This is a genomic window from Streptomyces sp. ICN903, from assembly GCF_022015835.1.
GTDB lineage: Bacteria > Actinomycetota > Actinomycetes > Streptomycetales > Streptomycetaceae > Streptomyces > Streptomyces fenghuangensis.
The window spans coordinates 1-15,778 of sequence record NZ_JAKMAY010000121.1; the positions used below are offsets into that span (position 1 = coordinate 1).

Here is a 15,778-nt window from a genome sequence, read left to right on the forward strand (position 1 = left end):
GTGGGTGGGAGGTTCTTTCTCCCGGTTTTTTAAGAGAGTTCGTGGCCCGCCGGACCCTCGTGGGCGAGGGTCCGGCGGGCCCAGGGAACCGACGCACACCGGCCCCCGGATCGCTCAGGAGCGGCGTTCGGCCTTCAACTCGCTTATGAAGGAAGCCCAGGAAGTGGGCGGGAATGCCAGCACCGGCCCGTGCGGAGCCTTGCTGTCACGGACGGGGACGATGCCGGGGAAGCCGTCGGCCATCTCCACGCAGTCGCCACCCTCCTGGTTGCTGTAGCTGCTCTTGCGCCACTCGGCGCCGCTGAGATCGGGACGGGACACTCGCTTCACGGTTGTCCTCCAGCGCGGATCGGATCATGTCGAGCGACATGAGCGGGGGCAGGGCTGCCGCCCGCAGTCGATCGTATGTCTCCCTGTACGGCCTGATCTCCGCCGATTCCTCGATGAGTTGGCCGTAGTCGGCGCCTTCCGTGTAGACCGTCTCCGAGCCGTCCGGCATCGTCAGCAGGGTCAGGGAACCGCCCAGCGCGCCATGCTCGCCCTGGTCGAACGGCAGCACCTGCACGGTGATGTGACGCTCCTCGGCCGCTTCGAGGAGGCTCGCCAACTGGCCCCGCATGACGGCTCGGCCTCCGATCGGACGCCGCAGCACCGACTCGTCCAGGATCACCCACAGTTCGGGATGGTCCGGTGACCACAGCCGTGCCTGCCGCCCGAGCCGGGCCGCGACGCGTTCCTCCAACTGCTCCTTGCCGCTGAGCGTCCGGCCGACGCTCAGCAGGGCTCGTGCGTAGTCCTCGGTCTGGAGCAGGCCGGGCACCACATGTGCCGCGTACTGCATGATGACCGAGGCCCGTTCCGCGTACTCCATGAACCTGCGAGACCAGTTCGGGAACGTCTCGCGGTAGACGTACGGCCACAGGTCGACCAGCAGGTCGTCCGCTCCGAGGGCGTCGTCCAGCGTGCGCGCCAGCTCAAGCGTCGGTCTCGCCCCGGAGGCCCGCTCGACCTGGGTGATCCGGCTGGCGACCACATGCGCCTTCTCGCCCAGTTCCGCCTGGGTCAGCCCGGCGGCGACGCGGAGTCTGCGCACCCGCGAGCCGAACAGGGCCGCCATCGATGCCCCGGGATCAACATCCTTGGCCAAAACATCACTTCCGTTTCTTACGGGCTGGAAGGTAAGGCTTCATCCCCTTCCGAGCCTAGGCTCGCCGGTCGATCCTGAAGCACGGAACGTAATGATCCGCCTACGTTGCGGATCGAACGAGGAAGCGAAGGACGACTTTCGTGCTGATGACGACGACCACGCCCGACGAAGACCCGCAGCCGGGCGCGGCACACCCGGGAGGCCCTGAACCCCGGCTGTTCACCATGCGGTTCACGTCATCCGCCAAGGGGGCACGGCTGGCCCGGAAGCTCGCCGTGCGGCACATGGAGGAGTGGGGGTGGCCGGCCGCGTCGGACACCTCGTGCACCGTCTCCCTGCTGGTCGGCGAACTGGCCGCCAACGCGGTGCGACACGGCCGCGTGCCCGGGCGCGACTTCCGCCTCGCGCTCGAAGTGCGAGGGGAGGCGATCCGTATCGAGGTCTCGGACGCCTCCCCGGTCCCGCCTCCGGCCGCCCCGCCCTCACCGTCCGCCGACGACGAGTCGGGGCGCGGCCTGCTCCTGGTGGACATCCTCGCCACCCGCTGGGGCACGGTCCCGCGCGAACCCGTCGGCAAGACGGTCTGGGCGGAGGTGGCGGTCCTCCCGGACAACCCCGTTTCTGCGGACGGACCGCCGCAGTGAAGGCGGCGGGCGCGGCTCAGGGGCCGGTGGTGCCGTCCATGTGTTCCCGCAGCAGGTCCGCGTGGCCGTTGTGGCGCGCGTACTCCTCGATCAGGTGGACCAGGATCCAGCGCAGCGATACCTCCTCGCTGCCCAGGTGCGCGGCCTCCTGCTCCGAGAGCCTGCCGGTCGCCTCCAGCGAGGCGCCGGCGGTCAGTTCGCGTCCCCTCGCGACCTCGGCGCGCCAGGCGGCCAGCGCCTCGTCGATGCCGCGCTCCGGGACGAGCCCGAAGCCGTCCCGGCCGGCGTCCGCGTGGACCGGCGGCACGTCGAGACCGGCGAAGATCCGCTGGAACCAGTTGCGTTCGATCTCCGCCAGGTGCTGGACCAGGCCCAGCAGCGTCATCCGCGACGGCTCCAGCGGGGCGGTGCGGAGGCCGCGGTCGTCCAGCCCCGAGCACTTCAGCACCAGGGTCTCGCGGTGGAAGTCCAACCAGCCCTCCAGCGTGGTGCGTTCGTCGGCGCGCGGTGGCGGGACGGTGCGCTCGTGCGGTGTCGGACTCATGTGTTTCCTCTCCTCGGGTGTCCTCCGGGAGATCATCCCCGAAACGGGGCCGGCGCCGTTTCGACGACTTCGCGGAGCGGGCCGGCCGGACCTGTTTCAGACGCTCGCGGTGCTCGGCGATCCAGTTTCCCCGGCGGCGGTCCTGGTCGCTGACCTGAGCCGTCACGGCCGCAGCCACATCAGTCCACGGTCCCGTCCGTGATGCGTCCGGGAGCTTTAGGCTTCCGCCGTGAACGACATCACGCACGGCATGCGGATCAGGCCGGGCAGCCTGGCCGACGCACCGGCCATTCTGGACATGCTCGACTCCGCGGTGGTCTGGATGAACGAGCGCGGCAACACAGAGCAGTGGGGCACGACGCCTTACTCGCAGAAGCCCGGCGGGGTGGCGCGTGTCGAGCGGTACATGACCGAGAACGCCCCGTACATCGCTGAGTCGGACGGACACCCCGTCGGAGCGATGGTGCTGGACTCAGGGCCCAGTCCGCTAATGCCGATCGCGCCGGCCGGAGAACCCGAGAGGTACGTCCGGTTGCTGGTCTCCGACCGGCGGTATGCCGGCCTGGGCATCGGAGCGGCACTGCTGGCCCACGCCGTCGAGGAAACCCGGCGGGCCGGCGCGGATCTGCTGCGGGTCGACTGCTGGGCGGGCGGCGGGGGCGAACTGGTCGCGTTCTACGAACGGAACGGTTTCACCCCCACCAGCCGCTTTCTGTCAGATTCCTGGCCGGGACAAGTGCTGGCACGGCGGATCGGCTGACGATGCCGGCAGGGCGCCGGTACTGGGCCGATTCGTTTGGATCACCCCCGCTGAGCGGGGTCGTCGGTGATGACGTCCGTGCGACCAGGGCCTGTCCGGCGGATCATGGAGCCGGGCTGAGGGCGTCTGCTTCAGCTGCGGAAACTCGGTGGACCGGCCCGGACAGACCGTGCAACGGTGCTGGCATGCCGAGCGAGATCGAGCTGTCAGAGTCCTTCGGGGTCGTTGCGTCGTTTGAGTCTTTCGACGGCACCGCGATCAGCTATCGACAGCTCGGCTCGGGGCCACCGGTCGTCATGGTCCATGGCTCCGGTGGTGGACTGCACTCCTGGCAGCCGGTGGCCGAACACCTCGCCGACCACTTCGAGCTCTGGATACCCGCCCGCCGCGGGTACGTCCCAAGCGGGCCGGGCCGATCACCGAAGCGCTTTGCCGACGAGGTGGGGGACCTCGAGGTACTGATCGCCAAGATCGGTCGCCCTGTGCACCTGGTCGGCATGTCCTATGGCGCCACCGTCGCTCTGCACGCCGCAACAGCCGGACTGCCGGTTCGCTCGCTGGTGCTGTGGGAACCGCCGCTGTACGCGGCCGGCGAAGAACTGGCACCCGTGTTGGGCGAGTTCGAGGAACTGACCGCAAACGGTGACCGGCGGCGAGCCGATCGGCTGCTGGCGGAGAAGGTGGCCCGCGTCCCGGCCGCACTGCTGGACCTCATGGATGCGGGCGAGTCCACCGACAACGAACCCGACGAAGCGCTCGGCTGGCGCCGTGACCTCGAATCGATGGCCGCCGACTCGGTGGACGTGGAGCGCTGGTCCACGGTCAACGTCCCGACGCTGCTGATGCGGGGCGCCGATACCTGGCAGCCGATGCCGGCGACTCTCGACCGGCTCGCGACCGCACTGCGCCACGTCACCTACACCACGTTCCCCGGCCAGATGCACTTCGCACCGTCGGTTGTTCCCGAAGCCGTGGCGGCGGAGATCGCTCGCTTCTTGCCGTGTTCCTGAAGCCGGCCAGGAACTGCCGGGCCGGGCTGGTCACGTCACGGCCCCCCGGTTCGGTAACGAGTGGCTATTGCCGTACCGGGCAGCGTTCGCCCCGTTGTGATGTGAGGGGCGTCGGCACCCTGCGCGAGCACTGCTCGGGCCTGTCGACGCGGGCCGGCGTCAGGCAGCCACCGCCGGTGGACCACCGTCGCCGGACCGTTAATCGGTGGCGCCATCCGGCGTGCTGTGGAGAATGCGTCCATGCACATCCGAGCCGTGCGCCTGGACGAACTGCATCTCCTCCAGGACATCGAGAGGGCCGCCGGGCAGTGCTTCCGGGACATCGGCATGCCGGAGATCGCCGAGGACGAGCCGCTCCCGCTCGGCGAACTCGCCCGCTACCACGACGCCGGGTTGGCCTGGGTCGTGACCGACGACGCTGACGTCCCGGTCGCCTACCTGATCGCCGACCGCGTCGATGGCAACCTCCACGTCGAACAGGTCTCGGTGCACCCGGAGAGCGCGCGTCGCGGTGTCGGCCGGTCGCTGCTGGAGCATCTGGCGGACCACGCCAGGAGCGAGGGTGTACCCGCCCTGACCCTCACCACGTTCGCCCAGGTCCCGTGGAACGCCCCCTACTACGCACGCTGTGGTTTCCAGGTCATGGACGGCACCGGGCTCACTCCCGGCCTGCGGAAGATCCGCGAACACGAGGCGGCCCACGGTCTGGACCGGTGGCCGAGGGTCTGCATGCGCCGGGCACTGTGACCCCGCAGCGGTGTCGGTGCGGACGCCGCTCAGGGGCCGGTGGCGCCGTCGAGGCGTTCCCGCAGCAGGTCCGCGTGGCCGTTGTGGCGCGCGTACTCCTCGATCAGGCGGACATCCCGCCGGATTTCGGGGAACTCGCTCCAGACCTCCGTGCTCCTGGTGAGCACGGCGGCCGGCAGATCGCCCTCGTACATGTCGCCTTCCGCCAGTGGGTCGGTTCGGAGAACCTCCACCGCCAAGGGCAGGAGATGGCCCAGGCCCACGTCCTGACTGATCAGCAGCCGCATGTCCTCGACCGTCAGACCACCGATCGGCTTGCGCCGAAGCTCGCGCACGGTCGCCATCAGCCGGGTTTCACCGCCCGACGGGGCCGGCCGGCGGTCGCGCTCAAGCTCCTCGAGGGAGCGGTCACGGTTCACGAGGCGAGTCACCGACCGATCGTCTCACGTCAGACCGCGAACTCGGTCTCACGGAAGCCGATCGGCCGACGAGGTCGGCTCCGGGTCCGCTGTCGGTGAACCGCTCTGGGCGGCCGGTGCGTACGGTGCTTGGGTGGCGGGATGGAGATCCTGGTTCTGGGCGGAACGGCGTGGGTGGGGCGGGAGGTGTCGCGTCAGGCGGTCGGGCGCGGCCACCGGGTGACGTGCCTGGCACGTGGTGAGAGCGGTGAGGTGGCGGACGGCGCGAGGCTGGTGGCCGCCGACCGGCGCGAGGCGCCGGCGTACGAGCCGCTGCTCGACCGCACCTGGGACGCGGTCGTCGAGGTGTCCTGGCAGCCGGGCTTCGTACGCGGGGCGCTCGGCGCACTGGCCGACAGGGCCCGGCACTGGACGTACGTCTCCTCCGTCAGCGCCTACGCCTCCCACGCCGAGCCGGGCGCGGACGAGTCCGCGACCCACCTCGCCCCGACCGACCGGGGTGAGGTGGACCGCTCGCTGTACGGCGAGGCGAAGGTCGCCTGTGAACGGGCGTCCGCGGCTGCCGTGGGCGACCGCCTCCTGACCGCACGCGCCGGTCTCATCGGCGGCCCGGGTGACCACACCGGACGCTCCGGCTACTGGGTGGCCCGCGCCGCACGTGATCCGCACGGGCCGATGCTGGTGCCCGGCACACCGGAGATGCCGACGCAGACGGTCGACGTACGGGATCTGACCGCCTGGCTGCTCGACGCAGCGGAGGCTGGGGCCACCGGCACCTACGACGCCGTCGGCCCGGCCCTTCCGTTCGCGGAGTGGATCAGGCTGTCCCGCGCCGTCGGCGGGCATACCGGTCCGGTCATCACCGCCGACTCCGCCTGGCTGCTGGCGCGCGGCGTGGCGGAGTACATGGGGGCCGAGTCGCTGCCGATGTGGCTGATCGAGCCGGGCTGGGAGGGGTGGTCGGCCCGCAGCGGGGCCGCCGCGGGCGCCGCGGGGCTCCGCCACCGCCCCCGGGAGGAGATGCTGGCCGACACCCTCGCCTGGGAGCGCGAGCAGGGCCTGGACCGGGCGCGGCGCGCCGGTCTTAGCGCCCGGCGCGAGCGCGAACTGCTTGCCGCCCTCGGCTGAGGGACGGGCGGCGGGCGCCGGGCGGCGGGGCCCGGCGCCCGTACCTCAGCCGGGGCGCCCGGCCATGACGACCACGCCCGGACCGGTCTGCTCCTCGGCGGGGAGGCGGAGCTCGGCGACCGGAAGCAGGCCGGCCCGCTCGATCAGGCCCACGAGCTGCTCCGGCCGCCACTGGTGCGTCGTCCAGCGGACGGGGACGCCTCCGTAGGCCTCGGTGCGCGCGATGTCCTCGTCGCCGACGTGTGTCGCCGTGATGAGGTGTCCGCCCGGCTTCAGGGCGCGCGCGAACATGGCGAGGACCTGGGGGAGGACGTCGCGGGGGAGGTTGAACAGCGACCACCAGCCGAGCACGCCGCCCAGGGACGCCTCGCCGAGGTCGAGGTCGGTGGCGGAGGCGACGTCGAAGCGGCAGTGCGGGTAGAGACGGCGCGCGTTCTCGATCATGCGGGGGGAGAGGTCGACCCCGGACACGTCGAGTCCGCGTTCGGCGAGGTAGGCGGTCACCGTTCCGGGCCCGCAGCCGACGTCGAGGACGGGCCCGAGTCCGCGCACGGTGTCGGCGAAGGCGTCGATCGACGCCTTGAGCCAGGGATGGGTGCGGATGTCGCCGCATCCCGTCGTCTGAACCATGTGAACGTAGTTGTCGGCCACCCGGTCGTAGGACTCACGGACCGCGTCGAGATCGGCCGGGCGGTCGATGGGGTGTAAACGCATCGGCCGAGGATAGGACAGCGGCCCCGGTCGCGGGACCACCGGCCTCCCCGTCGGGGCGAACGGCACTGGCCGCCGGAGCGGCACGGTGTTGTCATGGGGAGGGAGGACGGCGACGGCGCGGACCGGCCGGCGAAGGTGCGGCCGCCCCGCCGCGACGCGGAGGAGGCCGATGCCATGCTGTACCGCCACACGGTCGGTGACGTGATGACCGAGGACGTGGTCACCTTCCGCCCCGACACGCCGCTGTCGGAGGTCGCCGCCCTGCTGGACGCGAACGACATCGTCGCGGCCCCGGTCGTCGACGACGACGGAGCCCCCGTCGGTGTCGTCTCCGCCTCCGACGTGCTGCGGCACGAGACCGGCATGCCCGACCCGCAGGGGCAGGACGGGGACGACGAACGCTCCTGGGGCAAGGCCCGGGCCCGGACCGCGGGCGCGCTCATGAGCAGCCCCGTCTTCACCGCCCGCGCCGACTGGACGATCCCCCGGGTCGCGCGGGAACTGCGCAGGCGGCACGTCAAGCAGCTGCCGGTGGTCGACGAGGACGGGCTCCTGGCCGGCATCGTCACCCGCAGCGACCTGCTCGACGTCTTCATCCGCTCCGACGCCGAGATCCGCGAAGAGGTCGAGCAGGACGTCCTGAGGGACACCCTCGGCCTGGACGAGGACGCCGTCGCGGTCGAGGTCCGGGACGGGGCCGTCACCCTACGGGGAGACGTGCCGGAGCCGCGTCTCGTCCCGGTGGTCGTGGCCCTGTGCCAGGGCATCGACGGTGTCGCGGCGGTGGAGGCCCACCTCGCCGCCGCCCGGACGGGCTGAGCGTCCGCCCGAGGAGGGCCGGGCGCCGACGGGTGTTTCCGTCCAGGAGAAGGAGATCCCGGAGGCGCACGAGCGCCCCCGTGCTCCTGCCGTGGAGAAGCACGGGAGGAGCACGGGGCCGCCGGGGTGGAGCGGGGCCCGGGAGCGCCGGGTCAGCGGAACGCCAGTATGCCGCCCTTGTTGGACCCGGCATCGTCATAGTACGTGTGTCTCACCAGGAAGAGCCCGCCGTCCTGCCAGTACGGGCGGCCGCTGCCGGTGGCCGCGATGCTGCGCTGTGCGTCCTCCTCCTCCGCGGGCAGTTCCATGTACGGGCTCGCCTCGCCCGTCTCGGGGTCGATCAGCGTGAGCACCCCCGCCTTGGCCATCGGGTACGTTTCGTAGCCCATCAGTTTGCCGTCGTGCATCGTCAGCGGGCTGGCGAGGCGTTCCCCGGTGGGTTCGGAGCGCCACTTCGGCTTGCCGTCGGACAGGTTGAACGCCTCGATGTCGGCGGTGGTGCCGTTCTCGCCGGCGATCAGGTACGTCTGCAGGTAGAGAGCGTCGTTCGCCTTGTCGACGACGACGTTGAAGCAGCCGGCCAGGGTGATGCCCTCGCAGATGAACCGGTAACGCTTCTCGGGGATGGTGATCTTCGACCGCTGTTTGCCCTTGTCGTCCAGGATCATGATGTCGGTGATCTCGATGGAGTCACCGGCCCGGACGCCGAACACCGGAGGGTCGACCGAGTAGATGTGGACGATCTCGGTTTCCCCGGGGGCTTTCCACTCCCAGCCCTTGCCGCCGTCCTCCTCGACCAGTTGGAGTGACTGCTTCTGCCCGTAGTCGCACTCGACCTTCGCGATGAGCCGCGAGCCACCGACGTAGGACGTGTCGCCGCAGTCGGAGTTCTCCTCCGTCTCCCACAGGCGCTTGCCGGTGTCCAGGTCGTAACCGACGGCGTTGCCGTTCCAGGCCGCGGCGACGGTACCGCCGCTGAGCGCCATCTCGGTGGAACCGAACTCGTTCATGTCCGAGTCCTCGCTGGGCAGGTCCTTGCGCCACAGCTCCTTGCCCCGGACGAGGTCGATCGCCATGACCTTCTCGCACCTGCGACCCCACTGCAGTACGGCCTTGCCGTCCGAGGAGCGGGGAGTGGCAACACATTTGGGACCGCGGGTCAGATCGATGCTCCAGGCCTCCTCGCCGGTCTCCATGTCGTAGGCGGTGACGGCGTCGAACGACGCGTTGACGAGATTCCCGCCGGCGAACCAGGTGCCGTGGCTCTCGAAGACCAACCTGTCCAGGTCGGGCAGTTCCGCAGGGTCCACCTTCCAGGCCAGTTCGGCGCGGCCCTTGCGCTCGGTGCCGTCCTTCTTCTCTCCCGAGCCGTCTTCCTTCCCGGCCTCGGCGCCGTCGCCGGTGTCCGCGTTCTTCCGGGCGGTCTTCTCGCCTTCGTCCCCGGTCAGGAACCACACCCCGCCACCGGCGAGGAGCAGGACCGCCACGACCGCGGCGACGATCGCCAGGACCTTGCCCTTCCCGCCGCCACCGCCGGCCGTCGGTTGCCCCCCGGCACCGGGCGCGGGCTGCTGCGGGTACTGCCCGTAGCCGCCGTACCCGTACCCGTGCCCGTACTGCCCGTGGGGCGGCACTCCCGGCTGAGGGGGCCCTGCGGGCGGCTGCTGGGGCGGTGGCGGCGGCTGCTGCGGTGGCTGTTGCGGCGGCGCGGGGTACTGCGGGTAGCCGTAGGAGGGCGGCGGCTCCTGCGGCGGGCCGAAACCCTGTGAGGGCGGCTGGTTGAACGGCGGCTGCGACATGGGCCTCTCAGTCACGCACGGGCCGGCTGCCCGGTCCCCCGCACCTTCGCGGGACGGAGCCGATCGGAAGCGGTCCACCGCTTCTCGACGTGGAACACCGGCAGTTGAAGTCGGACTCTTTCTATCACCAGTCCTGCCAAGGCCTGTTGGGGAGCGGTCCCCGGCCCCGGCCGGCCGGCGCGGGCGCGGTCACTGGCGGCTGAGGGCGCGGGTGATGCCCGCCGCCGTGGTGGTGGCCAGGATCCAGCCGGTGACGACGAGCAGATACGCCAGCCACTGGTACGCGCCTTCGGGCGCGAAGGCGGCCTCCTGACCGAAACCGATGACCGGCAGCAGCAGGTCGAGGGTGTAGAAGAGGGGGTTGAAGTCGGGGGCCTCGTCGGCCTTGAGCGGGCGGGGGTGTTCCCCGGCGAAGACCAGCGTGCCGGCGAGCAGCAGCATCAGCAGCCAGCCGCCCGCCCGCATCGGGCGGAAGCCGTAACCGACGGTCACGTCCTGGAGATACCCCCAGAACCTGGCGTACGGGGGCAGGGCGCGGCGGTGGCGGCGCAGTTTGGCGAGCTGCACGGTACGGGCACCGGCCTCGTCGCCCGCGGTGCGGTACGCGGTGGCCAACTGCTCGTACGAGTACGGAAGATGGCCGGTCTCCTCGCGTTCCAGCAGCGGCAGCCGCCGCTCGGCGGGCAGATGCGGGGTCAACCGCCGGTAGGTGAGCCCGTCGAGCCTGACCCGTTCGGGCCACACCTCCGGAGTGACTTCCAGCAGGTCTAGCTGGGCGCCGCGCAGGTTCACGGTCCCCCGCACCGGGGCCGTGCCGCGCAACCACAGTTCGCCGATGGTGCTGACGCTGGCCCGCAGCGCCTGCCCGGCGGGGTTGGAGAGCCGCGCGGAGCTCAGGACGAGCCGGCGGGGGATCGTGGTGCCGCTGAGGTTGACCATGCCGCGGGCGCGCAGCCGGGCGGCGCGCAGATCGGTGCCGACCGACAGGGTCTCGGCCTCCAGTGCGAGGCCGCCCGGGTCGTGCAGTTCGGCGTCGTCGAGGTTCACCAGTCCGCCGACGGTGGCGCCGTCCATCCGCACCCGGCCGTGTGCGGTGAGCCCTGTTGCCCAGACATCGGTGCCGACCGTCGCGTGGTTGAGCTGGAGGACCGGTTCCGGCCGTTCCCCGGAGCCCTCCCGGTCCGGGCCCGGTGGCGGGTCGCCCTGCGCTCCGGGGGCGCCCAGCACCGCGCCGTCGAGGAAGAGCGCTCCGGACAGTTGCGCCCCCGCGAGCCGTACGGGGCCGGTGATCCGGCAGCCGGTCATCCGCAGCACGATGTCGACGCGGAGGGTTCCGGCGGTGAGGCCGGGGAGCACCGAGTCGGTCAGGACGAGGGCGCGCATCCGCGCCCCGTAGAGGTTCGGCGGCCGCTCGAAGTGGCAGGACCGCAGCCGTACGGCGTGCTCGGCCGTCCCGTACATGAGGTCCAGCCGGCCGGTGATGCGCGCACCGGTCAGCTTCAGGCCGGGCACCTCGCCGCCGGTGGCGGGGCCGTCGAGCAGCAGCGCCCGCAGGACCTCGGCGCGGATCGTGCGCCCGGGGCCCCACGAGGCGCCGTCCGCCGGGTCGTCGTCCGCGTTCTCGCGCAGATCGACGCCCTTGTTGAGCGGGAAGGCCCGCCACACGCGGAGTTCGGCCGGGGTGAGGTCGGTGATCTCCACCCGGCGGATGCTGCCGTGGTTCCGCCGGGGGCGTCAACTCCGTTTACGGAGAAGGCTGTTCGGGATCATGGTGCGGCTTGGGCGCCGGGCTCAGGACGAGTAGATGGCCTCGATCTCCGCCTCGTACATCTTCGCGATCGCGGCCCGCCGCATCTTCAGCGACGGCGTGATCAGCCCCTCCCGCATGCTGAACTCCGCCGGCAGGATCCGGAAGGCCCGGATGGACTCCGCCCGGGAGACCGCGTTGTTCGCGTGGGACACCGCCCGCTGGACCTCCGCGTGCAGCTCCTCGTCGCGCAGTACCTCCCGGGGCGACAGCGGCTCCCGCTCGCGCAGCCGGAACCAGTGCTCCAGCGCCTCGGGGTCGAGGGTGACCAGCGCCGCGACGTAGGGGCGGTCGTCGCCGACGACAAGGCACTGGGAGACCAGCGGGTGGGCGCGGACGCGGTCCTCCAGCACCTGCGGGGCGACGCTCTTGCCGCCGCTGGTGATGATGATGTCCTTCTTGCGCCCGGTGATGACCAGATAGCCCTCGTCGTCCAGGTGGCCGACGTCCCCGGTGGCGAACCAGCCGTCCCGCAGCGCCCTGGCGGTCGCCCCGGGGTTGTTGAGGTAGCCGGCGAAGACGACGTCGCCGTGCACCCAGATCTCCCCGTCGCGGGCGATGTGGATCGAGTGGCCCGGCATCGGGCGGCCCACCGTACCGAACTTGACGCGGCCCATCGGCTGGCCGGTCACCGCCGCGGTGGTCTCGGTCAGCCCGTAGCCGTCGTAGACCGTGATCCCGGCGCCGGCGAAGATCAGGCCGAGCTCGCGCCGCAGCGTGGAGCCGCCCGAGACCGCGTACCGCACCCGTCCGCCCAGCACCGCCCGCAGTTTCCGGTACACGGTGCGGTCGAAGACCGCGTGCGAGGCCCTGAGCACCGCGCCGGGGCCGGGGCCCGTGCCGGCGTCGCGCCGCTCCACGGCCTCGGCGTAGCGCACCGCGACGTCCATCGCCCGGTCGAACACATCGCCCTTGCCGGCCTCCAGGGCGGCCTGCCGGGCCTTGCGGTAGATCTTCTCGAAGACGTAAGGCACGGCGAAGACGAACGTCGGCCTGAAGGACGCGAGCGCGGGCAGCAGCTCGGCGGGCGCGATCTCGGGCTGGTGGCCCAGCAGTACGCCGTTGCGGATGCAGAAGACCTGCACCATCAGGCCGTAGATGTGGGACAGCGGCAGGAAGGCGAGGATGGCGGGCCGCTCGCCCTGCGCGGCGATGAGCCCGGGCCAGCCGGCGAGCAGGATGTCGCACTCGGCCGCGAGGTTGGCGTGGGTGATCACGCAGCCCTTGGGGCGGCCGGTGGTGCCGGAGGTGTAGGTGACGGCGGCGACCGAACGCGGTGTCACCGCCAGGCGGTGGCGGTCCACCAGATCGTCGGTGACGCCGCGCCCCAGCTCGGTCAGCTCCCGCACGCAGCCGGTGTCGAGCTGCCAGATACGGCGCAGCGACGGCGCCGCGTCGCACACCGAGCCCACCGTCATGGCGTGCTCCTCGTGCTCGACGACGACCGCCACCACCTGCGCGTCGGCCAGGATCCAGCGCACCTGCTCGGCGGAGGAGGTGGGGTAGACGGGCACGACCTGGGCGCCGATCGTCCACAGCGCGTAGCTGAACAGGGTCCACTCGTAGCGGGTGCGGGCCATCACCGCGACCCGGTCGTCGAAACGTATGCCGTCGGCCAGCAGACCCTTGGCCAGGGCCCTCACCTCGTCGCGGAAGGCGGCGGCGGTGACGGTGGCCCACTCACCGCCCGCCGGACCGCCGCCCGCCCGGTCACCGCCCGCAGGGTTCTCGCGGCGGGCGAGCTGCGCGAAGTGCGGGTCGCGTTCGGCCAGTTCGTGGACCGAGTCCGCCAGCCCCCCTTCCGCATCGGCTCCACCACGGGCGGAAGACTGAAATCGCGCACGGCACCCCCATCACCGAACCTCTGCCGCATCGCGTTCCGGGCGGCAGGGGGCGAAAAATACCGATGAACGCACCCGTTGCCCAGGGCTTGATCAAAAACCGTTCTCCTGTGCGACTCCTCCGGGCGGGCCGGACCTCGCGACGGCACGCGTCACACGACCGCGGCCGGAGGGCGCTCCCCCCATGGGGCGCCCTCCGGCCTCGTGCCGCCCGCGCACCCGGGCGGCACGCGGTGGTGGTCAGGAACGGGATCAGGCTCCGGCTCGCGCCAGGACGGTGCTCACACCCGCTGCCACAGCGCCGGGGTGTTCGGCGGCTCCCAGCCCGGCTGCGCCTGGTGGGCCTGGAGGCAGCGGTAGGTCGCGCCACCGTAGGTCACCCGGTCGCCGGCCGAGTAGACGGCGCCGGCCTGCCAGGTGCCGCCCGGCTCCTCGCCGGGCGGGTCGGTGGGGTCGGGGCCGGGGCCGCCGCCGGTGGTCTTCAGCGTCAGGCCGTAGGCGGAGAGGATCTCGTTGAGCGGCTGGTGGTACGTGGTGCCGCCGGTGCGGCAGTTGCCGGATCCGCCGGAGGTGACGCCCTGGGCCTGGTTGCCGGAGATGTAGGAGCCGCCGGAGTCGCCGGGCTCGGCGCACACGGTGGTCCGCGTCACGCCGGTGATGGTGCCCTCGGGGTAGGTGACGCTGGTGTTGTGCTGCTGGATGGTGCCGCAGTGCCAGCCCGTGGTGGAGCCGGAGCGGCATATGGACGCGCCCACCGCCGCCTGCGTGGAGCCGGCGACCTGGACGCTGCCGCTGGAGGTCTTCACGTACGGGGTGGCGGTCCAGTTGGAGTTGGCCGCGACCCAGGCGTAGTCGTTGCCGGGGAAGGACGATCCCTGGAAGGTGCCCAGCGCCACCTGGTTGTAGCCCGAGACGCTGGTGCCGGTACGGCCGCAGTGGCCGGCGGTGGCGAAACCCTGCTGGCTGCCCTTGGTGACGGGGAAGCCGACCGAGCAGCGCCCGCCGCCGCCCATGTAGTACGCGTCGCCGCCGCGCAGGTCGTACAGCGGGCGGGGCCGCTCGGCGGACTTCACCACGCGCACCGGGCCGCCGTCCACGTCCACGCCCGCCGCCTCGGCGAAGGCGCGGGCCTTGCCGGTGTCGGAGGCGCGGACGACGACGGAGTTGCTCTTGACGTCGACGTACCACACCGGCGCGGCGGTGGTGGCGTTCTTCCGGGCGGCCCGGTCCAGCGCCGCCTTGGCGGCGTCGAGTTCGGCCAGGGTGTGCTCGACGACCTTCGCCCGGGCGCCCTGCGCGACGATCGCGCGGGCGTCGGAGGTGTCGGTGGTGGCGACGGTGAGGGTCGCGGAGTCGTCGCCCGCCACCCAGGCGCCGGCGAAGTCACCGCCGAGCGCCAGGCGCAGTTTCCCGGCGGCCTCTCCGGCCCTGCTCTCGTTCACCAGCCGGTCCTTGGCCTGGCCGGCGGTGAGGCCGAGATCGCGCTGCATGGCCTTGAGCAAGCCGGGCGGTACGGAGGACAGGGCGGACGAGGCTGAGTGGGTGTCCGCCTTCCGCGGGGCGGACGCGGCGGGATCGGCCGTCGCGGTGCCCGGCAGCAGCCCGGTCAGGGCGAGTGCGCCGGCCGCCACGGCGGCCGCGCACGCGCCTGCGACGCGTCTGTGGAGCATGTGGTTCTCCTCGGTTTCGTCGGGGTGACCGAAACCGTAGACGCGGACGCGGTGGGGGGAGGAGCTGTCAACTCTCCTCCCCCCACAGCGTTATGGAAGCCGCCGTACCCCGTGTGGCCTGCGGGTTCCGTCGCGTCGCAGTGCGCGGATCAGCGCTTGCCCGCCGGGGCGAGATGGTCCAGGGACGTGACCAGGGCCTTGCGCCGCCCGTTCTTGGCCGGGGCCGAGACCACCTCGAGCTGCTCGAGCGCGTCCAGGGCGCGCCGGGCGGCCGTACGGGAGAGGGAGAAGCGCTGCTGCACGTAGACCATGCTGGCGTTCTGCTCGGTGACGACGGCCTGTGCGATCTCGCGGAGCGTCCCGGCGTCCATCCCGGCGGCCTCCGCCTGCCGGGCGAACGGGCCGCCGTCGGGCTCGGCGCCGGAATCGGCCGGTCCGGGTTCTGCGGGCGACTCGGCAGCCGCGGCAGGCGACTTGGGGGCTTCGGTCTCCTCGGGCGACGGGGCCGCCTGCCGCACGACGCGTGCTGCGGGCGCGTCGGCGTTCTCGTCCTCGGCCGGCCCGGCCTCCGGGGCGGTCTCCTCGACGTCCCCGGCGGGCTCCGTGGCGGGCTCCGTGGCGGCGGACGCGGACGGCGCGGTCTCGTCGGCATTCCCGGCAGCCGGCTTCGGCTCCGCTTCCGGTGCCGGCGTGCGGGGTGCCGGTGCCTCGGCCACGGGGGCGGCGGGG

General features: G+C 72.0%; 14 protein-coding genes and 3 pseudogenes. 6 read left to right on the forward strand and 11 right to left on the reverse strand.

The annotated features are described in order from the left end of the window. Positions 1-114 precede the first annotated feature (114 nt). Positions 115-243 carry a DUF397 domain-containing protein gene (locus L7D48_RS14515; RefSeq protein WP_237879863.1) on the reverse strand — a complete coding sequence of 43 codons (129 nt, stop codon included), beginning with the start codon at positions 241-243 and terminating at the stop codon, positions 115-117. Next, entirely contained in the window at positions 206-1,117 is a 912-nt protein-coding gene (locus tag L7D48_RS14520) for a helix-turn-helix transcriptional regulator (RefSeq protein ID WP_237879864.1), read from the reverse strand. Before L7D48_RS14520 ends, L7D48_RS14515 begins: the two co-directional genes overlap by 38 nt. A 176-nt stretch (positions 1,118-1,293) precedes the next feature. Here L7D48_RS14520 and L7D48_RS14525 point away from each other — a divergent pair, with 176 nt between their 5' ends. Next, positions 1,294-1,791: an ATP-binding protein gene (locus L7D48_RS14525; RefSeq protein WP_374492246.1), complete on the forward strand. Its 498-nt coding sequence runs from the start codon at positions 1,294-1,296 to the stop codon at positions 1,789-1,791. Between the two features lie 16 nt (positions 1,792-1,807). Here the strand turns inward: L7D48_RS14525 and L7D48_RS14530 are convergent, their stop codons facing one another. Next, positions 1,808-2,335 carry a DinB family protein gene (locus tag L7D48_RS14530; protein ID WP_237879853.1) on the reverse strand — a complete coding sequence of 176 codons (528 nt, stop codon included), beginning with the start codon at positions 2,333-2,335 and terminating at the stop codon, positions 1,808-1,810. Between the two features lie 229 nt (positions 2,336-2,564). Here L7D48_RS14530 and L7D48_RS14535 point away from each other — a divergent pair, with 229 nt between their 5' ends. The 3 genes from L7D48_RS14535 to L7D48_RS14545 all read left to right on the forward strand — a co-directional run bounded on the left by L7D48_RS14535 (position 2,565) and on the right by L7D48_RS14545 (position 4,852). Continuing rightward, complete coding sequence (locus L7D48_RS14535) at positions 2,565-3,095, forward strand: GNAT family N-acetyltransferase (protein ID WP_237879854.1); 531 nt, start codon at positions 2,565-2,567, stop codon at positions 3,093-3,095. 185 nt (positions 3,096-3,280) lie between these two features. Further along, complete coding sequence (locus L7D48_RS14540; RefSeq protein ID WP_237879855.1) at positions 3,281-4,105, forward strand: alpha/beta fold hydrolase; 825 nt, start codon at positions 3,281-3,283, stop codon at positions 4,103-4,105. A gap of 240 nt (positions 4,106-4,345) precedes the next feature. Beyond that, positions 4,346-4,852 (forward strand): GNAT family N-acetyltransferase, encoded by a 507-nt coding sequence (locus L7D48_RS14545; protein ID WP_237879856.1) that lies wholly within the window; start codon positions 4,346-4,348, stop codon positions 4,850-4,852. Between the two features lie 29 nt (positions 4,853-4,881). Here the strand turns inward: L7D48_RS14545 and L7D48_RS14550 are convergent. Together L7D48_RS14550 and L7D48_RS14555 are read right to left on the reverse strand one after the other, a co-directional pair. Continuing rightward, a pseudogene (locus L7D48_RS14550) lies at positions 4,882-4,965 on the reverse strand (DUF664 domain-containing protein); the annotation flags it as partial. A gap of 12 nt (positions 4,966-4,977) precedes the next feature. Continuing rightward, a pseudogene (locus L7D48_RS14555) lies at positions 4,978-5,283 on the reverse strand (contact-dependent growth inhibition system immunity protein); the annotation flags it as partial. Between the two features lie 129 nt (positions 5,284-5,412). On the opposite strand from L7D48_RS14555, the gene L7D48_RS14560 reads away from it, so the two are divergent. Then, complete coding sequence (locus tag L7D48_RS14560; protein WP_237879857.1) at positions 5,413-6,399, forward strand: oxidoreductase; 987 nt, start codon at positions 5,413-5,415, stop codon at positions 6,397-6,399. Positions 6,400-6,444: 45 nt separating this feature from the next. Here the strand turns inward: L7D48_RS14560 and L7D48_RS14565 are convergent, their stop codons facing one another. Continuing rightward, positions 6,445-7,113 carry a trans-aconitate 2-methyltransferase gene (locus tag L7D48_RS14565; protein WP_237879858.1) on the reverse strand — a complete coding sequence of 223 codons (669 nt, stop codon included), beginning with the start codon at positions 7,111-7,113 and terminating at the stop codon, positions 6,445-6,447. Positions 7,114-7,206: 93 nt separating this feature from the next. Here L7D48_RS14565 and L7D48_RS14570 point away from each other — a divergent pair, with 93 nt between their 5' ends. Next, positions 7,207-7,932 carry a CBS domain-containing protein gene (locus L7D48_RS14570; protein WP_237879859.1) on the forward strand — a complete coding sequence of 242 codons (726 nt, stop codon included), beginning with the start codon at positions 7,207-7,209 and terminating at the stop codon, positions 7,930-7,932. Between the two features lie 152 nt (positions 7,933-8,084). Here L7D48_RS14570 and L7D48_RS14575 read toward each other — a convergent pair whose 3' ends face one another. From L7D48_RS14575 to L7D48_RS14595, 5 genes and pseudogenes are all read right to left on the reverse strand, one after another. Next, positions 8,085-9,731, reverse strand: a complete 1,647-nt coding sequence (locus L7D48_RS14575; RefSeq protein ID WP_237879860.1) for a PQQ-binding-like beta-propeller repeat protein — start codon at positions 9,729-9,731, stop codon at positions 8,085-8,087. A 189-nt stretch (positions 9,732-9,920) separates the two neighbouring features. Next, on the reverse strand, positions 9,921-11,432 hold the full coding sequence (locus tag L7D48_RS14580; RefSeq protein ID WP_237879861.1) for a membrane-associated oxidoreductase: 1,512 nt from the start codon (positions 11,430-11,432) through the stop codon (positions 9,921-9,923). Positions 11,433-11,522: 90 nt separating this feature from the next. Continuing rightward, a pseudogene (locus tag L7D48_RS14585) lies at positions 11,523-13,381 on the reverse strand (long-chain fatty acid--CoA ligase). A gap of 279 nt (positions 13,382-13,660) precedes the next feature. Continuing rightward, positions 13,661-15,049, reverse strand: a complete 1,389-nt coding sequence (locus L7D48_RS14590; RefSeq protein ID WP_237879862.1) for a carbohydrate-binding protein — start codon at positions 15,047-15,049, stop codon at positions 13,661-13,663. A 149-nt stretch (positions 15,050-15,198) separates the two neighbouring features. Continuing rightward, on the reverse strand, positions 15,199-15,778 hold a 580-nt coding region (locus L7D48_RS14595), incomplete at its 5' end, for a DNA translocase FtsK (RefSeq protein WP_305853149.1).